We start from the raw sequence: 19,809 nt of genomic DNA, 5'->3' as shown, positions 1-19,809 counted from the left end.
CAACGGACGCGGTTGTATGAGCCGTCTCTGACCCGGCTGGCAACGGCACATTGACAGCAGCGCCCGAAAGCTCTCTGGGTCCTTGAGCGGGACGCGCAACCTTCTGAATCTGTCGTGGCCACAACCGTCCAAGTACCTGGGCTGGCGTGACAACGGCGGAGCCGATTCTCATTCGTTTTGACCCACGGAGCGCGGATAGTGTGGCCTTTAGCTTCGTGTTCTCTTCACGTAAGGACTTACCCTCGATCGTCAACTTGCTGTTTTCGCGCTGCGCTGAAGTTAAGTCCCTTTCCAAGGACCTAATAGCGCTAGCGTCGCGACGTCGACGCGCGGTCAGCTTCTCGTGCTCAACGATGAATTGGTCAATGTCGGCTAAATACCTAGCGCGTTTAGCCGAGGCATCTATGGGCCGTGATCGGATCTCGTCCTCAAACCGCACTGATTTCCTCCATCATGATTCGGAAACTCACCGTCAGAGGTGTCACCGCCAGATTCCGCGAGTGTCGACTACTGACTTTCCCTCGAGTAATGCACGGTCCATCTCCTTGAAATCATCGTGATCGACAAGCAACAGCACAACGTCAGCATCCCTGACAGCGTTTGCAGTCTCGACGAGCTCGACGTTGGCGAGACCGGTTAGTGACTTGGGAAGCGTCGATACGTGCGGTTCAGCGACAAGAACCGTGCTCTCTGACAGATCACTACTGAGCTGCCTGACAATTTCCACGGCCGGAGATTCTCGCAGGTCATCAATGTTCGCCTTAAAGGCGAGACCGAGGGCCGCAACTTTCGCGTTACTCCCTGCATCCTTAAGCGCCGCCTTCACCTGATCGATAACCCAGGCCGGCTTGGCATCGTTTGTTTCCCGGGCCTGACGAATCAGCTTTGACTCGTCAGGGGCTGCCGAAACGATGAACCACGGGTCAACGGCGATGCAGTGGCCGCCGACGCCTGGGCCGGGCTGCAGGATGTTCACCCTAGGGTGGTGGTTCGCGAGTTCGATCAGCTCCCAGACGTCGATGCCGACCTTGTCGCTAATGACCGACAGTTCGTTCGCAAAGGCGATATTCACGTCCCGGTAAGCGTTCTCGACGAGCTTCGCCATTTCTGCGGTCGCTGCATCGGTGAGGTGGATGTCACCCTGGCAGAAAACGTGGTACAGCTGGCGGGCGAGCTCAGTCGCCGCGTCGGTAATCCCTCCCACAATCCGGTCATTGGTTACGAGTTCAATCATGACCCGCCCGGGGAGAACCCGTTCTGGGCAGTGGGCTACATGGAGGATTGGTTTACCGTTGGCTCCGTCAAGGCTGAGGTCCGGACGAAGCCCCAGCAGGTAATCAGCGAGGTGCTGGGTTGTGCCCGGGGGAGAAGTTGATTCCAGGATGATCAGCTCACCGCCTCGGAGCTGTGGCGCAAGACCGCGGGCCGCAGCCTCGATGTAGCTCAGGTCTGCCGTCTTGTCAGCGTTGAAGGGAGTTGGCACAGCAAGGATAAAGGCGTCTGCTGACGGAGTTACGGTTGTGGCCGACAGGCTACCAACGCTGACTGCACCCGCCACGTGAATGTTGAGGTCTGGCTCGACGAATGGCACTTCTCCGCGATTGATGGCGTCCACGTTGTCCTGCTTGATGTCCACGCCGACCACCTGAAGCCCGTTGGTCGCCAGAATGGCAGCAGTTGGAAGTCCGATGTATCCGAGACCGATAACTGCGACTTTTTGGATGGTGTTCATGTGTTCCCCTTAGATTGATACATGGTTGTCAGGCTTTCCATAGAACGCGATGTCCGAGGATGCCAGGATTTCGTAGTCGGATACCTGCCAGGTGTGACCTGACCCATTCCGTTGTTGATAGTAGTTGTATCGGTCGGATGAATAGACAGTCCCCGAGGCAGCGATCACTGCCTGCAGGAACGCAGTATCTTCCCCTGTGCTGCGCCGTTCAAACGGGTGCTGAAGGAAGACCCCTCGAGGCGCGAGAATAGTAGGTCCCATGACCATTCGAGTGAACCTGTGTTCCTTGTGAGCGAAACGCAGGACCGTCGCATCATGAGACTGAAGGTACATGTAATGGGCTTGCTTGCCGACGACCTGAGCCCCGGAGTAGTTCAACGCGCCGAGCTGGTCCACGAGGTAGTGCTGCCCGTAAAAGTCATCATCGTCCATTTTGGTAAGCACAGCGCCTGATGCCGCAGCGACGCAGTCATTCAGGCACTCACCCAAACTTTGGCTTGATGGCGCAGTAAGGACAACCAAGGATTTGATGCCGTAGCGCTTTCCCAAGTTCTCCAGTGTCGAAGCATCGGCTGTAAACCCGTGTGTAAGTAATACAAGCTCTGGACTTACCTCGAGCTGTGCACCAACCGTTCGGAATACGTGCTCTAACTGGTGTGGGCGAATCGTCGATACCAAAACGCTGACACTCGGCAAAGCAACCGGTTGGGCAAGCGTTGGCACAGCTGACCGAAGAACCTGTTCAGCCCTGTGCGCATAGGTATGTTCCCGCCAGATTGCACGCTGCGCGAGGTGCACCTGCCGCTCACCCAGCGAGGCTTGTTGAACGAGGGCAGAGAGTAGGCTTGCCGCGCCGTCTGCAGTCTCGACAATCGGAACTTCAGAAGGAGCGAAGTAGCGTTCAATAGCGACGCTGCGCGTCGAGACTACTGGGGTTCCAGAAGCGGTAATCTCGAATATTCGACGAGCGCACATGCTCGGGGATTCAGTCACAGAGTTGACGTTGAGGAATACCTTGTACGCCTTGTATGCCGTCAACATCTGGGAATACGGCAGCGAACCGACAACATGGGGCGATAGCCCCGAAGGAAACTGATAGTCTTCCCGATCACCCAACTTGCGCGAGAATATTTCGAGTCCCGTCGCCATAGACGCCGACGCATCAGCTGCGGCTCCGAGCAGCAAATCCATCTGCGCCCGCCGTTCAGGAAACTTGTGTCGGAAATACATTCCGGCAAAGGCTATGTCCCGTTGATGCCATCCATGTTTCGGACGCACCGGATTATGGATGGCCGGTTGAGCTGCGAAGGACAACGACTCTATCCGATCATGCCCCAGGTCCGTCCTATACCGATCCACCATGTTTGAGTCACTCGTGAACACACGATCGAACAACTTTGCGACGGGTAGGAAGTCCTCATAATGAGGGGGGTCCTCTTTATTCCAGAAAACCGTCGGAATTCCCTTGTCGCCGCACGCTTGGAGCAGATCCCGAAACCCCTCTGAGGGCCCTGACGAGCCTGTCAGCTTGTATTGCCAGGCACCCCCATTCCCGTTCCAGGCTGACTCCACGAACAGCAAGTCGATCCGGTCATTGGCAACCACCGACGGCCAATTCTCGGGGGTCAATCGGATCATTTCCCACTCATAGGCAAATGCCGATGCAGAGAACTCGTCGAGGATCACCGCCGCGCGAACAGACCGTCTCGGCGCCTCTGTGCGTATCGGCTCTGCTTCGGCGAAAACCAAGCGTTTGGATCTGCGACGCCCCGTCCACGCACCCTCTGCCCCACGGGCGTTGTCTACTGTGAAGACGCCTTTCTCAGCCTGATTCCTTTGATGCCAGACGCGGACAGCAGGGATTCCTCCCCGGCGGAAATGCCACAGCATTGCTCGACCCCTACGGACTCCCGACCGGATCATTCAGTGCTCCTTCGGCCGGTTTCCCGGACAACCACCTCGGGCACTACCAGGTCATACATCACACGTCGCTTGGTCTTCATGGCAGCCACCCGATCTCGTGCCGTGAGGTGTTTGACGAAGGTGCGATACCACTTGATCACTTCATCGGGGTTGCCATCCATGACCAACTCGCCCTCGTCGAGCCAGATCACCCTGCTACACATATCCTTGATGGTGCCTAGGCTATGGCTCACGAGAAACACACAACCGGCGTTGGTGAGAAGTTCATTCATCCTCTGCTTGGTTCGGCCCTTGAACTGGTCATCTCCGGTGTTCAGCGCCTCATCGATCAGGAGGATCTCCGTATCCACTGCGGTGGCAATGGCGAACTGTAGCCGAGACCCCATCCCGGAGGAGTATGTCTTCATGGGTAAATGAATGGAATCCTCCAGTCCGGATAGTTCCACGATGCTCTGGTATTTGCTGGCAATATCTGCCTTTGACATGCCCATGGCCAGGCACCCCAGCATGATGTTCTGTTCCCCTGAGATGTCCGGGACCAACGCGGCGCTTACTCCTAGTAACGTTGGCCTGGCGGACGCGTAGACTGCGCCCGACGACGGCGGCACGCGCCCGTTGATGAGCTTCATCAGAGTGCTCTTGCCTGAACCATTGCGCCCAATAATTCCGACGGACTCCCCGTGGTGCACCACCACGGAGACCTCTTTCAGCGCCTGGAGCTTTACGGAGGTGTCCCGCCCGATAGCCCGTCGAACGGGCCGTAGCAGACGGGGCCCCTTCTGGGCTGCCTGCTCTTTGCTTTGGACCTGGTAGACCATGCTTACCTTGTCCACCACGACAGCAGGCTGCTCGGCTACGAATTCGATCTCACTGGTCACGGCCGTACGTTTCCTCTGCGTTCCAGAAATAGACAAGTCCCACGGCCAAGAAGCCCAATGCCCAGGCAGCCAGAATCGCCCATGACTCCCATGCGGGTAGTTCGTTGTAGAGAACGGCCTGGCGAACAATGGTGAGCATCTGATAAATCGGGTTCCACTCGATGATCGCCCTGATGGTCGGAAACTGATCAAAGAGCGTTATCGGGAAAATCACACAGGAGCCGTACATCAGGAACCTGAGGGCAACCGACAACAGGTTCGAGATGTCGTTGACCTTCGAGACCACCCGCGCCAGAACCAGTCCGACACCCAGGTTGAGCACTGTCTGCAACAGGAGGGCGGGAACAATCAGGAGCCAGAGCCAGGAAATTTGTTCCTCGGGTGGGAAAAGGAGGATCAGCAGGAACATCGCTAGAACAACCGGCACACTGCCGAGTAGTTCGCGCATGTTCACCGATAACAACAGGGTGGCCCGGGGAAAGTTGAATGCCTGGACAACTTTGAGGTTGGACCGTATGGCTTTGGCGCCATTGGAAATGGCGCGGCTGCTCATCTGGAAGAGGAACACTCCAATAATGAGGTAGCCGATGAAGTTCTCTACGCCGCGGCTGGCCTGGAGGAGTACGCCGAAAATCAGGTAATACGTCAACCCGCTGAGCACCGGGTTCAGGATCAGCCAGATGCTGCCCAATCGGTCTCGACTATTGCCCGACTGAACGTTCGCCTTCGCGTCAAAGAAGACGAAATGTCGGTAGTCCCACAGCGCAACCAGGTAGTCCAGGAACGGAGGTTTTGCCCCGACCCTGGTCAGACCGCGAAGGTTGACAGAGGTCGGCACAACGTTAGCGCGACTCTTCCCTTTCGAATCTGCCATCAGGCGGAACACCTCAGTGCGGGGTAAGCGTCCAGCAGAGCAGCCGAGTTCCCGACCCAGGTCCGATTCGACAGCACCTGTCGGCGACCTTCGGCACCCATTGCAGCGGCCTCAGACTTGAGACGCGCACCACCGTCGGCAATGAGCCCACGGATACCGGACACCAGGGACGCTGTGTCCCCGGCCACGGTCAGCACCCCGGTGTCAGCCGAAACGATCTCGCGAAGGGCGGGAAGGTCACTCGCCACCACCGTCCGCGCACACGCCATCGCCTCGACTGGCTTCAACGGCGTCACCGCTCGGGTCACTTCCAGGTCCTTCCGCGGCACAACAAAAATATCTATGGCTTGATGATGAAGCCGAGCTTCCTCACGAGGCACTCGGCCGGTAAACGTCACGAGGGCCCTCACGCCAAGTTGTTCGGCCAGAGTCTTCAGCGAGGGTAGAGCCACCCCATCCCCCACGATCAGGCACCGCAAACCAGGAAGGTCTGCCACCAATACGGCGAACGCCCGCAGAAGGTCATCCAGACCCTCGTAGTCGACGATGCTACTGACAGTGCCGACATACACGCCGTCGCTGGGCAGTCCGAGTGACTGACGGGCGCTCCGTGAGTCCATCGGTTCGTCGAGGTACTCATCGCCCACAGCGTTCGGGCACAACAGAATCTTGCGCGGGTCTACTCCCTTGCCCACGATGTCCTGCTTCATAGCCTCACCCAACGTCACCACCAGGTTGGCACTGTGCATAACCTGCGCTTCACTTTCAGTGAAGAGCCTATAGCGTTCGCTCTTCTTTGCGGCATCGCTACGACTTGATGCCCAAGTGTCAGCCAATTGGCCGCGTACCTCATATACCCAGGGGATGCCCAACACGCGGGCAACTTCGCACACCACCAGGCCATTCACAAAGTGGGTGGTGGTGTGCAGAACGGTTGGCCGGACCTGCAGCGCCAGGGCCAGGAGTTCCTCAGCTTGCTGCTGCAGCCTGCCATCAAATCCTTCGGCCAGAGTCGAAGGCAACAGCCGATGATAGGAGACACCCTCCAGCACATCGAGGTCGGCAGCAAAGAGTTTTCCCACCTGCACGGGATAACCCACGCGGGTTGCCGCATGCACGTTCCATCCTGCGTCGTGCTGGGCTTTCAGGATGGAATGGGACCGCTGGGCGTAGCCGCTACCGGTGTGGGGCAGTGAGTTCGTCAGGACGTGCAGCACCGTGCGGTCCCGGGGCACATAGCCCTTTACCGGCGCCACACTGGGTGTCCAGCCGGCAAAGACCCGACGTTCCGACTCAAGCCTCTCCGCCGAGCGTCGCCGTCCCGCCGCTTCCAGCACCTCCACAGCGCCACTCATGTCGCCGTCGTACCAGCGCCGTCGCGCCACCGTCCGGCTGGCATCCGGCGCGCCCGGCGCCAGGGCACGAATGAGGAATCCGTCCGCCATCGTCGGATACCCGGCGGCGAGCGACACCTCGGCCAGTCGGATGGCCGTTGAAGCCCGTCCGCCGGCGTCCAATGCCGACTGCAACACTTCCTGGGTACGGCCGCTTTCCCCGCGGAGATATGCGGCTACAGCCTGCGTCACCGGGCCACGATTAATAAGCGACGCCGCTCCCGCCGCCCGGTGCACAACACCGCTGGGCAACCGGCGAGACACCTGAAGCAACAGCAAGAACCGGTCATCGCCCAGATGGCGGAGGGCTGTGACGCCCAACAATCGCGCATTGCGCAGCAAAGCCCCAACCTTCACCGGTGCGGGCCCCCAGCAACCTCAGCCAGAAGATCGATGTAGCTTTGGGCCAACGCCTCAACGTCGGCATTGTTCTTCACCCAGGCGCGTCCTGCCCCATTGACCTGGAGCAGCGAACGGTCAGCGGCCAGCTTCCGCCAGAGCTCCGCAACGTCTTCCGGCGAACAGGCGACAATGTGCCCGGACTCGGCATCCTGAAGAATTTTCTGCGCCTCCCCCAACACAATGCCGGTGACGTGCCGCCCCAGAGACAGCACTTCGTAGGTCTTGGACGGGATGGTGGTCTCAAAAGACTTCCAGTCATCCCGCAGCGAGACGATGCAGCTATCGGTGCGGTTGTAGTACTCCCTGACCGCAGGTCCATAAACGGACTGGTGGAATTCCACCGGGGCGTTCAGCTCGTGAGCCAAACGGACCAGCTCAGGACGCTGAACTCCATTACCCACCATAGTGAGGCGCATCCGCTCCCCTACTAGCGCTGCCGCCCGGATGGGCACGTCGAGCATCTGGCTTTCCCCGTGATTCCCGAGGTACAGCACCTCGAGCCGATCCGCTTCCAGGGGTGGAGGAGCCAACTTATCCAGCCCCCGCAGATCAACACCGTTGCTGACCGTTGCAACATTTTTCAAGCCACGTTGGCGGAGCGTCCGGGCGAATCCATGGGTCACAGTCACCACCAGCTCGGCTCGCTCCTGGATGGCCATAATAATTCGTTCAACTAACCCCTTGGCACCGCTGCGCACCAATTTGGCATCCCGGGCGATGTCCGGCCAAGCGTCGCGCATGTCAACGACAAGGGGCCGACGCATCAGTCGCGAAACCACAAACCCTGCGCCAAGGATGGGCAGGCTAGGCACAGTGACGATGATGACGTCGGGTCGTTTCGACAGGAAAGCAGCAGGGATACTGCAGGCCGCCGAAAAAAGGTGGTTGCTGAGTCGACCTAACCGGGTGTTCCGGTGCCAGAGAAAAGGGACCCGCCGAATGCGCTCCCCGTGTTGGCCGGCCATGCACATGAATGGCCGACCGGCTTGCCTGCGAGGCAGTGTCCGCTTACCAAAGGGAGCGTGGGCGACTGGTGCGACGACGTCGACGTCCCAACCAGCCGCGCGAAAGGATCGGATGAACTGCGTCCAACGACGCTGGGGCGGGCTATGCTCCGGGGCATATGAATGCGTCAAGAGTAAAATACGCAACGTACACCCCCAAAGTGTCTCGGTTGCTTCGTGTCGAGCAGGATCAGGTTCAAGTGTAGACCGAAGGTCACCTAACGGTCGTTTTAGCGCGCTCGAACATCAGTTATCCCGCCGTCGCCCGGGTCTATTTCTCGGGCTTTGGCCGCGGCGAATTGCCTCCCCGGAGCTTCGCGTAGTAGAGCACTCCCAGACCGACCAAACCTGCAATGACCAGCCCACGCGTCAGTGGACTTGAGCCAGCTGAGGCTTCCTCGGTTGAGCTCGCCTCGCTGACATCCGTTGCGGTTTCAGTGGGCTCCGGCGTGGCGGAAGGGGTAGGCGTCGCCGTGTTGGTCTCTGTGGCGGTGGGCTCGGGTGTTTTGGTCTCCTCGGGCTCCGCTGACTCGGTCGCTTCCGGCTCCGGCGTCTCAGTTTCCTCCGGCTCCGGGGTTTCCTCGGCCTCGAAGGTGTCAGTGAGATCGACTACTCCACCCGTGACGGCGATCCACCGGAAGTCGGTGTAGAAAAAGGTCGCCCGGTCGATCAGATTGCCGGTCCCGGGTTCGATCAGGAAACCCGTGGGCGGGTGGATGGGGTACCCCGTGACCGGGTCAACCTCGAATCCGGTCGCCGGGTCAATGGCGGGCCCCTGCTGGGCAGGTTCAGGTTCCGGTTCCGGGGCGGGCGGCGGCGCCGGAGCGGGGGCCGGTGCAGGCGGCGGGGCGGGAACCGGACCTGGCTGAGGCTGCGGCGCCGGCGTCGGAGAAGGGCTGAGCGATGGGCCAGGCGTTGGCGTTTCGGTAGCCGAAGCCACTCCCGCGCCGAGGCCCACGCACAGCGCGCCGACCGTCAGGCCGGCAAGAGCGCGGCGCATCAATAATTCCATGGGTCCTTATTCTACTTCGGCGGGCCTTGCAAGAGCAGGCAGTACTACGGGGCAGCGGTTTCGACGTAGTCGCTCAGCGTGTCGGCATCCAGCGCTTCAGCGATCTCGGCGATGGCGGCGTCGTCCTTCACGATGATGGATTGCCCATCAGCAGACGTGCCGATGCCCTGGTTTGGCAGGGTGAAGAACTCCACGTCATTGCTGCGGACATTCCGCAGTGACAGCGCCAGGCTGCCGGCAGCGGAGGCGTCAAGACCTTCGTCGACGCTGAGATACGGCGAAACCTGGCCGACAATCTCGTTGATCTTCAGCGGGTTCGACAGGGTCTCGGCGGTGAGGAACTTACCCATGATCGCCTTGATGAAAAGCTGCTGGTTCTTCACCCGCTGATAGTCACCGTCCGTGAAGGCGTACCGTTCCCGGACAAACTTCAACGCCGATTCGCCCTGCAGGGTGATGGGCCCCTCCGCGAAGAATTCACCGTCGGCACCGCGTGACTGGAACGCGATCTCGTTGTCCACTTCCACTCCCCCCAGCGCGTCAGTGAGACCGGTGAAACCCTCGAAGTCGATGATGGCGACGTGGTCGATCGGTGCGTCAAACAACCCTTCGACCGTCTGAACCAGCAGCGGCACGCCCCCAAACGCGGTGGCGGCATTGATCTTATGCTCGCCGTAGCCAGGAATCTCGGTCCAGGTGTCCCTCATGATCGACATGACGTACACACCCTCCCGGTCAGCGGGAAGGTGCATGAGCATCATGGTGTCGGAGCGTCCCTCGTTGGGGACCCCGGGCAGGTTCTCGGTCTCGCCGCTGCCCCCGTTCTCGTCGCTGCCCAGCAGGAGGATATTCAGTGCTCCCTCGGCTTCAGCGGCCCGGGTGGGACGGTCGGTGCCTTCCGGGAACACCTCGGCAATGGTGTCGGTCTGCGAGTTATACGTGTTCGCGAGATTGAACAGGTATCCACCAGCAACGAGGCAGGCCACCAGCACCAGCGCGAGCGCCGAAAAGAGAACAAGGCGACCCGGGCGCCTCTTTCGGGCCTTCGGTTCGACGGGGTCTTCAAGATAATTTGACACGACGGATTTTCCCCTGACATGAGACAGCTTCCTATCCTAACCTTCAACCGTGGGAGGACGCTGGGAACCGTTGCCACCGATTCACCTCCCCACGGCTACTAAGCTGGCAACATGCGTGCCTCCTTACTCCTGCCCCCGCTTGCCGTCGTCGTTCTGGGCATAGCCGCCTGCTCGCCGATCGTTGGGGTGGAGGCAGCCCCGGATGCCGCGAACCCCGAATGCGCCTCGGTGATGGTGTCCCTGCCGGACGTCGTCGCCGAGAACGAGCTGCGGGAAACCAACAGCCAGGCGACCGCCGCGTGGGGCGACCCGTCCCAGGTGGTGCTGCGCTGCGGCGTCGCCGTTCCCGGTCCCACCACCGACGCCTGCGCCTCCGTGAACGGCATCGACTGGATCATCCAGGAAGAGGCAGAGGTGTGGCGCGCCACCACCTACGGACGCGACCCGGCGGTGGAAATCCTGTTTGACCCGAACGAGGTGGCCTCAAGCACCATCCTGGTGGATCTGGGCACCGCGGTGTCGGTGGTGGCACAGGACTCCGAATGCCTGAGCCTCAACGAAGAGCTCGAACTCCCCACCGAAGGGTCATGATGGACCACACCACTCCCCTGTCCGGACGGCAGCACCTCCTGCGGCACGGCGATTACACCGCCGTCGTCGCCAGCGTGGGCGCCTCGCTGCGTGAACTCCGCTACGCCGGACACCACCTCACCCGGCACTACGACGCCGACGAAATCCGCCCCCAGTACCGCGGCGCACTCCTGGTTCCGTGGCCCAACCGGGTAGTGGACGGCACCTACGACTTCGACGGGACCACCCATCAGCTCAGCCTGACCGAACCCGAGCGGGGCCACGCCCTGCACGGGCTCCTCGCCTGGGACGAGTGGGAAACGGTGGAGCACAGCGAGGCTTCGGTCCGGCTCCGGGCGACCGTCGTGCCGCAGAAGGGCTACCCGTTCCGGCTCTCCGTCGAGGTGCAGTACTCACTCGACGACGACGGCCTCACCACCACCGTGACCAGCGTCAACACCGGGCCCGACGCCGCACCCTACGGCGTGGGACCCCACCCCTACCTGGTCGCCAGCGACGGCCCCGTGGACGAGTGGACCCTCACCTTGCCCGCCGACACCGTGTTGGAAGTGACCGAGGACCGGCTCATTCCCACCTCGCTGGCCGCTGTCACCGGGGACTTCGACTTCCGCTCGCCCACCCGCATCGGCACGGCCTTCCTCGACCACGCGTTCACCGACGTCGGGTACGCCGACGACCTCGCGACGGTCAGCGTCACCGGCGCCGACGGAACGGGCGCGGCCGTCTCCTTCGGCCGTGACCTTCCCTGGGTCCAGGTCCATACCGGCGATCTGCCGGGCAATCCGCCGGAAAGCCGCGGAAGCCTCGCCGTCGAGCCGATGACCTGCCCACCGGACGCGTTCAACTCCGGAACCAACCTTTTGGTCCTGGCGCCCGGTAACAGCCACTCGGTGAGCTGGCGGATCCACGCCCTCGGGAAGTGAAACAGGTTCCCCTCGGTTACCTCCTGTAGACGCACCACTTTCAGTGCCCAACGGGAGGAACCACATGTCAATCGTCATCACCGGAGCCACAGGCCATCTGGGCCGCAAGGTGGTCGAGCACCTGCTGGCGCGCAACGTCGATCCGTCAACCATCGTTGCCGGCGGACGCAACGGCGACGCCTTGGCATCGCTGGCGTCCCTGGGAGTGAGGACGGCGCGCCTGGACTATGAGGACCATGCTTCCCTCGACGCCGCCTTCGTGGGGGCCGAGAGGGTGCTCCTCATCTCCGGCACCGACGTGGGCCAGCGCGTGACGCAGCACCAGGCAGTGATTGACGCTGCCGGGCGGGCCGGCGCCTCCCTCATCTACACCAGCGCCCCCCAGGCCTCGACCTCTGCCCTGGTCCTCGCACCCGACCATAAGGCGACGGAGGAGCTCCTCGAAAAGTCCGGTTTAACCCTCACGGTGCTGCGCAACAACTGGTACACCGAAAACTACTCCGACACCATCCGGCAGGCGGTCTCCACCGGGAGCATCATGACCAGCGCCGGCAGCGGCAAGGTCGCCAGCGCCGCCCGCACCGACTACGCCGAGGCAGCCGCCGTCGTCCTGCTATCGAGCGCGTACGACGGCGAAATCCTGGAACTGGGCGGCGACGCGCCGTGGGACGTCGAGGAGCTGGCCGCCACCATCTCGGCAATCTCCGGGAACCACGTAACGGTCAACCAGCTCACCACCGACGAGCACAGCGCAGCGCTGAAGGGCTTCGGTCTGGACGATGGAACCGCCGGATTTGTCTCTGCACTCGACGCGAACATCGCGGCGGGTCTCCTCGCGGAAAGCGATGGAACCCTCTCCCGCGTGATCGGACGCGCGACGACGACGCTCCGGCAGTCGGTGGGCAAGCTGATCATGCCCACCGGGTAGCTCCTCCACAAGGAGCAGCCGGTCAGGAACTGAGAGCGCGGGCCGAGCGCTCCAGCGCCACCACATCCCGGCCGAACGACGCTGCCAGCAACAACAGGGAAGCAGCCGCCACGGGGACCGCGAGCGCTACCGGCGTCAGCGGGACCAGGATCACCACCAGCACCACCCCCTGGGTGGCGGCGACCACCCGCCGGAACTGGCTGAACTCCAGGTCGCCCCGCAGTACCGGGCGGAACCAGGACGCCGCCACGTACAGGTAACGCATCAGGCCGATCAGCAGCGCCCACCAGCCGACGGTCAGTGCCACCGGTATTGAGAGCACCAGCAGCAGGATGGCATCGGTTTCCATGTCGAGGCGGGCACCCGCAGTGGACGCGGTGCCCGTCCGCCGGGCCACCGCGCCGTCGACCGCGTCGAGCAGCACCGCCGGTGCAGCCAGCAGAACCAGCCACCACGACCGGGTGGGCACGTCCCCCCAGAGGGACAGGACCACGATCGTGGCGCAACCCCCCGCGAGCACCGCCCGCAGCAGTGTGACCCGATCGGCAGGTCCCGAGTAGGACGGTCGGCGTCGCACCACACTCAACGCCGCGACGGTCACCAGCGTCAGCCCGGCGACGACGGCGGCCAGGTTGGTGACGTTGTGGGAATCGTTCAACGCCAGCAGGGTGATGCCAATCCCTGCAGACCCCAGCACTGCGATCGACGCATCGAAGAGCGCCCGTTTACTGACCCGCGCCACCGGCTTCTCTTTCCGGCTAGACGAGTGAGTTGAGCTTGTCCCGCAGGCCGTTCAGCGCGGGGTCACGCAGCGAGTTGAACACTGGTTTCAGGAATGGCTGGGCAATCCGCCGGAACCCGTTCAGCGAGAACTCGGCCGTGTAGGTGACGTCGCTTCCCGTCGCCGAGGGGACGACGTCGATCGAGTCGAACGATACGAGGGTCTTGTTCGCCCCCCGCAACTTGATGTGACCCTCGCGCAGCTCGGTCACTTCGTACTCGATCGGCTGACGCTTCCCGCGGAATTCCGCCTCCGCGTGGTACTTGTGGCCCACGGCAACGGGGCCGATGGAACGCTTCTCGACCACCGGTGTGCCCGGATCCCATTCGCTGGTGTTCTCGAACTCTTTCAGGAAAGCGAAAGCCTGCGCGGGAGAAAGGGGTGTGCTGATGGTTCCCTTGACTGTAATCATCTACCCAGTCTACTGATCACATCTGCCAAAAGGCTGGGGGCGCCACCGAGCGTGCAGGGCATAATCGAGTTATGTCTCGCACTTCCCCGCATCACAGCCAGTCGTACTGGACCACCAGCCCCGGGCACGGCGAACTCCGCACCGCTCCCCTGCCTCCGCTGGAGCCCGGCCAGGCACTGGTCCGCACCCTGTATTCGGGGATCAGCAGGGGAACCGAGACGCTGGTCCACGATGGGCGCATTCCCCCGGAGATCGCCACACTGATGGAGGCACCCTTCCAAGAGGGCTCCTTTGATGGTCCGGTGAAGTACGGGTACCTCTCTGTGGGGTTGGTTGAGGACGGCCCCGCATCCCTGGTGGGCCGGCGGGTTTTCTGCCTCTACCCCCACCAAGACCGCTACGTGGTTCCGGTGGACGCGCTGACCCTGATTCCCGACGACGTCCCCAGCGAGCGCGCCGTACTGGCCGGCGCCGTCGAAACGGCAGTGAACGCCCTGTGGGATTCCCGGCCGTGCATCGGCGACCGGATCGCCGTCGTCGGCGGTGGCATGATCGGAGCCGCCATCGCGACGCTGCTCCGCCGTTTCCCCCTGGCGCGCCTCCAGCTGGTGGATCTGGACCCCACCCGCGCTGCGCTCGCCGAGCAACTGGGCGTGGACTGGGTGCACCCGGACGACGCGGCAGGCGACTGCGACCTGGTCTTCCACTGCTCCTCCACAGCCGCCGGCCTGTCGCTGGGCCTGGGCCTACTCGGTGATGAGGGCGAGGTGATCGAGCTGTCCTGGTACGGCACCCACTCCCCCGAAGTGCCGCTGGGGGCAGACTTCCATGCCCGCCGGCTCAGCATCCGGGCAAGCCAGGTGGGCACCATTGCCGCTCCGCGCCGGGCCCGCCGCACCCATCAGGACCGCCTCACCACCGCCCTCGAAGCGTTGAAGGATCCGGCGTTCGATGCGCTGCTCAGCGGATCCTCTCCCTTCGAGGACCTGCCGAACGTGATGCGCGATCTGTCCAGCGGCACCCTCTCCGCCCTCTGCCACGTCATCGCCTACCCGGGCGCCGACACCACCGCGTAGTTCCGGTGCCGAGCCCGCGATAGTCTCGGAGTCCCGCGTCACCCGCTGTATCCACTGACCACAGGAGATCCATGTACCGCCTGACCGTCCGCGACCACGTGATGATCGCCCACAGCCTTCCCGACCCGTTCTTCGGCCCGGCGCAGGGCCTGCATGGCGCGACGCTGGTGGTGGAGGTGACCTGGCGGCGTCGTGAGTTGACCGAACACGCGGTGGTGATCGACATCGGCGAAGCCACGGCCATGCTCGGCGAGGTCCTGGACGGACTCCGGTACCGGAACCTTGACGAGCATCCCGACTTCGCGGGGGTCCTCTCCACTACCGAGGCAGTGGCCCGGTACATTGCCGACCGCCTGCAGGACCGGTTCGACACCTCACCCTTCGCCGGACTCGACGTGGTGCTCCGTGAGCACCCGGACGCCTGGGCCGGCTATTCGGTGGAGTTCGACCCGGCAGACGTGCCGGGCTAGCTCCTATGGACCTGACCCTGGTGGATCCCGGCGCACCCGGACCCAGCGGCGGGAGCATCTACAACGACCGGCTGGCCACGGCGCTGGGCGACGCCGGACACCGCGTGAAAATGATCCCGGTACGCGGCAACTGGCCGAACGCCTCTCCGCACCACCACCGGGTGCTGGCCGCTGCGCTGCGGGAGGGCCCCACTGGCTCCGTGGTCCTGGTCGATGGGCTCATGGCGTCCGCCGCTCCCGAGGCGGTGCGGGCAGCGGTCGACGCCGGCACCACCGTCTGGGTGTTGCTTCACCTGCCGCTTCCCGCGGAGACCGGCCTCAGCGAGGCGCAGCAGGCGGCCTTTGCGGCGTCGGAGGAGACGGCGTTGCGGCACGCCACCGGAGTGATTTGCACCAGTAACTGGGCCCGGGAGGATCTGCAGCGCCGCTACCGGCTGGACCGGGTGTACGCCGTGCCGCCCGGCACCGAACCGGCGGAGATCGCCATGGGGGACAGCAGCGGGGGCAACACAGGAAGCAACGCCGGCAGTCCCGCGGGGAACAACACGCCGCACCTGTTGATGGTCGGGTCGCTAACGCCCCGAAAGAACCATTCCGTGCTGCTCGCCGCGCTCGCCGACATCGTCGACCTGCCCTGGACCGCCTCCCTGGTGGGCGGACCACTCGACAGTCCGCACGCCACCAGGCTGATGGAGCTGGCCGGGCAGCTCCCGCCGGGGCGGGTGGCCTTCCCCGGCGTGCTGCGCGGGTCTGCGCTCGACGCCGAATGGGCGCGGACCGACCTGCTGCTCCTGCCCTCCGTGGCGGAGACGTTTGGGATGGTGGTGACCGAGGCACTGGCACGTGGCATCCCCGGTGTGGTTGGCCGCGGCACCGGCGCGGTGGAAGCCCTCACGGGCGGCACCCCGGAGAACGCTGGCGGGGACCTGGCGGGCGCCGTCGTCGACCCCTCCAACCCTGAACATCTCAGCGAACTGCTGCGGGCGTGGCTCACCGACGCGCCACTGCGGGAGTCGTGGCGGGCCGCCGCGCTGCTCCGCCGCGGTACACTGCCGACATGGGCCACTACCGCGACCACGCTGCTGAAGATCATCGATCCGTGACCGCTGCGGACCCCGACGCACCCCGACCGATCAGCAGCGACTGGCTCTCCCTCCGCCGCCCCGCCGACGAAGCCGCCCGACAGGCAAGCAAGCCCCTCCTCGCCGCGCTGCTGGATTTCCTCGCCGAAACCGGCGGTGCCGACAGCCGCGGGCCGGTGAGGATCTTCGATCTGGGGGCCGGGACGGGTGCCAACCAGGCCTGGCTCGCCCCGCAGCTAGCCCTGGCCCAGCAGTGGACCCTGATTGACCATGACGCTGACCTGTTGGACCACACCCTGAGTGCGCCACCGGTCGACGGCGTCACCGGCACGGCCGCAGTGGTCGCCGGGATCGAAGACCTGGGGCAGATTCTTGAGGCTGACACTGATCCCGCCGCCAGCGGTGATCCGGCCGCCGCTGACGGCGATGCCTCGAACCGGAACCGGTTTGTGACCTGCTCGGCGCTCCTGGATCTCCTGACCCCCGCCCAGCTCGAGGCTCACTGCGTGACCCTGGCCTCGACGGGGACCGCCGCCCTGTTCAGCCTCAGCGTCACCGGAGTGATGGAGATTGACCCAGCCGACCCCCTGGACGTCCGCCTCAACGACGCCTTCAACCGACACCAGAACCGTGGGGACCGGGCCGGCGCCGAGGCAGTGGACCTGACTGCGGGTTTCCTTGCCGACGCCGGCTTCACCGTCACGACCGTTCAGACGCCATGGGAATTGACCGGTGACCACGCCCGGCTGATCGACCGGTTCCTCAGCGACCGGGTGGACGCCGTCCTCGAGGAAGACCCCACCCTTGCCGCGGAGGCGGGCGACTGGCTGGCCCGGCGGGCAGACCAGGCAGCGGCTGGCACTCTCCGGTTGACGATCGGCCACCGGGACCTCCTGGCCCTCCCACCGCAACGGTGACAGCTCATCCCCCTCCAACTATCGCAATGACAACTACTACCCAATGAGCCTCTCCGCGCAGGCCCGCCGCCACTGGCTGGGGGTTCTCCAGGCTGTGTGCGCGACCGCCCTGATCTACCTGCTGGTCCGGGTGTTCGGCACCGGCCCGTTCGCCGCCGGACTGGAGGCGCTGACGTTCCCGTCAATTACCGCAGCCCTAATGCTTGGACTGCTCGGGACGGCTGCCCAGGCCCAGCGCTGGCGGCTGGTCTCCGGAGGCTTCCGGATGCAGCTTCCCGCTGGCGGTGCCCTGGCCCAGTGCTACGAGGCGTCCTTCCTGAATGCGGTCCTTCCGGGTGGCCTGGCGGGTGATGCCATTCGCACCGCCCGGCAGCGCTCGGCCTACCAATCGAGCTGGCTCAGCAGTATCGGCTCCGTGCTGGGTGAGCGCCTGGCCGGGACAGTGATCGTGCTGCTCACGGCGGCAGCAGCCCTCCTGGCGGTGGACTGGCGTGTCTCGGCCGCGGTTGCCGCCGGCACCATGCTGGTCCTGTTGGCCGCACGCCCCTCACTGCGACGGCTGCCCCACCGGACGGTCGCAGCCGTGTGGGCTCTGTCAGTGCTGGGCTGGGGATCGTATGCGGCACTGTTTGCAGTCTCGGCGGCCCTGACCGCACCGGAGCTGGACCCGGCGGACGTCGTCGGGCTCGCCGCCATCTGCCTGGCCGGGATGTCAATCCCCCTGAGCCTGGGCGGTTGGGGGCCCCGGGAGGGCGTCACCGCCGTCGCGTTCATGATGTTCGGCTACGCGGGCGCATCTGGAATCGAGGTGTCGGTCGGCTATGGGCTGCTGGCTTTGGTCTCGGTCCTGCCCGGCGCAGCCCTCCTGCTGGTCCTGTTTGTCCGTGGCCTGCTAGGGAACGGGCACGGGGAGGATCGCCGAGAAGTCGAACTCGGTGCAGACATCCCTGCCGAAGTCGAAACGCCGCACGGGCGCGGAGAGGGCACCTGAGAGCGCATCACTACCCACGAACCGGATCCCGGGCACACCGTCGCCCACCAGGATCGGCGCGCAGGTCAGGTACAGCCGGTCCAGCGCCCCTGCCTCCAGGAAGCGAGAAATTGTCTGCCCGCCGCCTTCAACGAGTACGCGGGGGTATCCGAGGTCTGTCAGCAGGTTCAGCAGGCGGTCCGGTGCGAAGTCATTGGCTGCCAGCCGACGGACGCTGACATTGTCGGCCAGATCAGTGGGAAGCATTACGTCGGTGCCTACCAGCCAGAGGGTGTGAGCCGCGCCGTCGGTGAGGACCAGGGAGCTGGCGGGTATCCGGGCGTGAGGATCCAGCACCACCCGGAGCGGGTTGGGCCCCTCGACCGCCCGTACCGTGAGCTGGCAGTTATCCGCGGTCACCGTCGACGCACCGATCACCACCGCATCCACGAGAGCGCGCAGCCTGTGCAGGTGTTCGCGGTCCTCGCTGCCGGTCACGAAGCGTGCATCGCCGGTCCGCGACGCGATGAACCCGTCCAGGCTCTGGCCGAGTTGGCCAATGACCAGTCGGCCGTCGGGCCGGATGGCCTGCACCAGGGGGCCGTAGCGGGTAATGAGCTCGGCGGCGAGGCCGAGCACCGACCTCTGGGGGACGGTGCCCTCGGTGAGCTGGCGCCAGACATCCTGGACTGGTTCGCCGTCGTGCCTCATCCGGGCTCGCTTCGTGGCAATGTAGTCGGCGTTCTCGGGCCGCTGTGCAATGTTCAGCCCGCTGCGTCCCGCGACGGTGATGCCGCCGCTCTCCAGGGCCTCCTGCTTGGCGGGGTTGGAGGAGAGCAGGCGGATGCGGGTGACCCCGAGATCGCGCAGGATCTCGGTGCTCTGCACGTAGTCGCGTGCATCGACCGGCAGTCCCAGCGAGGTGTTGGCGTCAACGGTGTCGGCGCCCTGGTCCTGCAACGCGTAGGCACGCAGCTTCTCCAGGAGGCCAATTCCCCGTCCCTCGTGCCCGCGGACATAGATGACGACGCCGGTGCCCTCCTCACTGATCCGTTGCAGGGAGGCCGCAAGCTGCTCGCCGCAGTCGCACCGGTAGGACCCGAGGGCATCCCCCGTGAGGCATTCGGAATGCACGCGCACCAGCGGGACCGCCCCGTTGCTGATATCGCCCCTCACCAGCGCCACGTGCTCGTTGTTCCCGGAATCGCGGTATCCCACCATCCGGAACACGCCATAGCGTGTCGGCAACACTGTCTCGACAACACGTTCTACCTGTGAGGCGCCCCAGCCGGGGGCCGAATTGATGGACATAATCTCACAATAGGCGACCGGCCCGGGTCTGCGGTCCGCGGTCACCGTGG

Annotated in this window: 19 protein-coding genes; 8 read left to right on the top strand and 11 right to left on the bottom strand. The window is 64.0% G+C overall.

Going from position 1 to position 19,809, the window contains the following annotated elements; all coding sequences use genetic code 11:
* Positions 1 to 481 precede the first annotated feature (481 nt).
* The 8 genes from wecC to IWX64_RS04210 all read right to left on the bottom strand — a co-directional run bounded on the left by wecC (position 482) and on the right by IWX64_RS04210 (position 10,298).
* The gene (wecC, locus tag IWX64_RS04245; protein WP_196865903.1) at positions 482 to 1,732 is read right to left on the bottom strand and encodes a UDP-N-acetyl-D-mannosamine dehydrogenase; all 1,251 of its coding nucleotides are present in this window, start codon (positions 1,730 to 1,732) and stop codon (positions 482 to 484) included.
* A gap of 9 nt (positions 1,733 to 1,741) precedes the next feature.
* Positions 1,742 to 3,418 (bottom strand): glycosyltransferase family protein, encoded by a 1,677-nt coding sequence (locus tag IWX64_RS04240; RefSeq protein WP_334683144.1) that lies wholly within the window; start codon positions 3,416 to 3,418, stop codon positions 1,742 to 1,744.
* A 233-nt stretch (positions 3,419 to 3,651) separates the two neighbouring features.
* A complete protein-coding gene (locus IWX64_RS04235) occupies positions 3,652 to 4,533 on the bottom strand; it encodes an ABC transporter ATP-binding protein (protein WP_334683143.1) in 882 nt (293 codons plus the stop codon).
* Positions 4,523 to 5,371, bottom strand: coding sequence for an ABC transporter permease (locus IWX64_RS04230; RefSeq protein WP_334683142.1), 849 nt, complete (start codon positions 5,369 to 5,371; stop codon positions 4,523 to 4,525). The genes IWX64_RS04235 and IWX64_RS04230 overlap by 11 nt, the downstream gene beginning before the upstream one ends.
* A gap of 35 nt (positions 5,372 to 5,406) precedes the next feature.
* Complete coding sequence (locus IWX64_RS04225; RefSeq protein WP_196865900.1) at positions 5,407 to 7,143, bottom strand: glycosyltransferase family 4 protein; 1,737 nt, start codon at positions 7,141 to 7,143, stop codon at positions 5,407 to 5,409.
* An 11-nt stretch (positions 7,144 to 7,154) separates the two neighbouring features.
* Entirely contained in the window at positions 7,155 to 8,339 is a 1,185-nt protein-coding gene (locus IWX64_RS04220; protein WP_334683141.1) for a glycosyltransferase family 4 protein, read from the bottom strand.
* 139 nt (positions 8,340 to 8,478) lie between these two features.
* The gene (locus tag IWX64_RS04215; RefSeq protein ID WP_196865898.1) at positions 8,479 to 9,219 is read right to left on the bottom strand and encodes a hypothetical protein; all 741 of its coding nucleotides are present in this window, start codon (positions 9,217 to 9,219) and stop codon (positions 8,479 to 8,481) included.
* Between the two features lie 44 nt (positions 9,220 to 9,263).
* Complete coding sequence (locus IWX64_RS04210) at positions 9,264 to 10,298, bottom strand: LCP family protein (protein WP_196865897.1); 1,035 nt, start codon at positions 10,296 to 10,298, stop codon at positions 9,264 to 9,266.
* A gap of 111 nt (positions 10,299 to 10,409) precedes the next feature.
* Between IWX64_RS04210 and IWX64_RS04205 the strand changes: the two genes are divergently transcribed.
* The 3 genes from IWX64_RS04205 (at position 10,410) to IWX64_RS04195 (ending at position 12,740) form a co-directional block, all read left to right on the top strand.
* Positions 10,410 to 10,889 carry a DUF3515 domain-containing protein gene (locus tag IWX64_RS04205; protein ID WP_196865896.1) on the top strand — a complete coding sequence of 160 codons (480 nt, stop codon included), beginning with the start codon at positions 10,410 to 10,412 and terminating at the stop codon, positions 10,887 to 10,889.
* The gene (locus IWX64_RS04200) at positions 10,889 to 11,812 is read left to right on the top strand and encodes an aldose 1-epimerase family protein (RefSeq protein WP_196865928.1); all 924 of its coding nucleotides are present in this window, start codon (positions 10,889 to 10,891) and stop codon (positions 11,810 to 11,812) included. The genes IWX64_RS04205 and IWX64_RS04200 overlap by 1 nt, the downstream gene beginning before the upstream one ends.
* Positions 11,813 to 11,876: 64 nt before the next feature.
* Positions 11,877 to 12,740, top strand: coding sequence for an SDR family oxidoreductase (locus IWX64_RS04195; RefSeq protein WP_196865895.1), 864 nt, complete (start codon positions 11,877 to 11,879; stop codon positions 12,738 to 12,740).
* A gap of 22 nt (positions 12,741 to 12,762) precedes the next feature.
* On the opposite strand, the gene IWX64_RS04190 is transcribed toward IWX64_RS04195, so the two are convergent.
* Both IWX64_RS04190 and IWX64_RS04185 read right to left on the bottom strand, forming a co-directional pair.
* Positions 12,763 to 13,482 carry a CDP-alcohol phosphatidyltransferase family protein gene (locus IWX64_RS04190; protein ID WP_196865894.1) on the bottom strand — a complete coding sequence of 240 codons (720 nt, stop codon included), beginning with the start codon at positions 13,480 to 13,482 and terminating at the stop codon, positions 12,763 to 12,765.
* A gap of 16 nt (positions 13,483 to 13,498) precedes the next feature.
* The gene (locus IWX64_RS04185) at positions 13,499 to 13,933 is read right to left on the bottom strand and encodes an SRPBCC family protein (RefSeq protein WP_024476122.1); all 435 of its coding nucleotides are present in this window, start codon (positions 13,931 to 13,933) and stop codon (positions 13,499 to 13,501) included.
* 71 nt (positions 13,934 to 14,004) lie between these two features.
* On the opposite strand from IWX64_RS04185, the gene IWX64_RS04180 reads away from it, so the two are divergent.
* The 5 genes from IWX64_RS04180 to IWX64_RS04160 all read left to right on the top strand — a co-directional run bounded on the left by IWX64_RS04180 (position 14,005) and on the right by IWX64_RS04160 (position 18,469).
* Positions 14,005 to 15,009 carry a zinc-dependent alcohol dehydrogenase gene (locus tag IWX64_RS04180; RefSeq protein WP_196865893.1) on the top strand — a complete coding sequence of 335 codons (1,005 nt, stop codon included), beginning with the start codon at positions 14,005 to 14,007 and terminating at the stop codon, positions 15,007 to 15,009.
* A 71-nt stretch (positions 15,010 to 15,080) separates the two neighbouring features.
* Complete coding sequence (locus IWX64_RS04175) at positions 15,081 to 15,479, top strand: 6-pyruvoyl trahydropterin synthase family protein (protein ID WP_196865892.1); 399 nt, start codon at positions 15,081 to 15,083, stop codon at positions 15,477 to 15,479.
* Between the two features lie 5 nt (positions 15,480 to 15,484).
* Positions 15,485 to 16,582, top strand: coding sequence for a glycosyltransferase family 4 protein (locus IWX64_RS04170; RefSeq protein ID WP_196865891.1), 1,098 nt, complete (start codon positions 15,485 to 15,487; stop codon positions 16,580 to 16,582).
* Positions 16,537 to 17,478 carry a hypothetical protein gene (locus tag IWX64_RS04165; RefSeq protein WP_196865890.1) on the top strand — a complete coding sequence of 314 codons (942 nt, stop codon included), beginning with the start codon at positions 16,537 to 16,539 and terminating at the stop codon, positions 17,476 to 17,478. Before IWX64_RS04170 ends, IWX64_RS04165 begins: the two co-directional genes overlap by 46 nt.
* A 43-nt stretch (positions 17,479 to 17,521) precedes the next feature.
* Positions 17,522 to 18,469 carry a lysylphosphatidylglycerol synthase transmembrane domain-containing protein gene (locus IWX64_RS04160; protein WP_196865889.1) on the top strand — a complete coding sequence of 316 codons (948 nt, stop codon included), beginning with the start codon at positions 17,522 to 17,524 and terminating at the stop codon, positions 18,467 to 18,469.
* Here the strand turns inward: IWX64_RS04160 and ribA are convergent.
* On the bottom strand, positions 18,371 to 19,759 hold the full coding sequence (gene ribA / locus IWX64_RS04155; protein ID WP_196865888.1) for a GTP cyclohydrolase II: 1,389 nt from the start codon (positions 19,757 to 19,759) through the stop codon (positions 18,371 to 18,373). The two genes, IWX64_RS04160 and ribA, sit on opposite strands and share 99 nt — an antisense overlap.
* Positions 19,760 to 19,809 lie beyond the last annotated feature (50 nt).

This window comes from Arthrobacter sp. CAN_A212, assembly GCF_015752345.1.
Taxonomy (GTDB): Bacteria; Actinomycetota; Actinomycetes; order Actinomycetales; family Micrococcaceae; genus Arthrobacter_D.
This window is presented reverse-complemented; position numbering and strand designations above follow the sequence as displayed.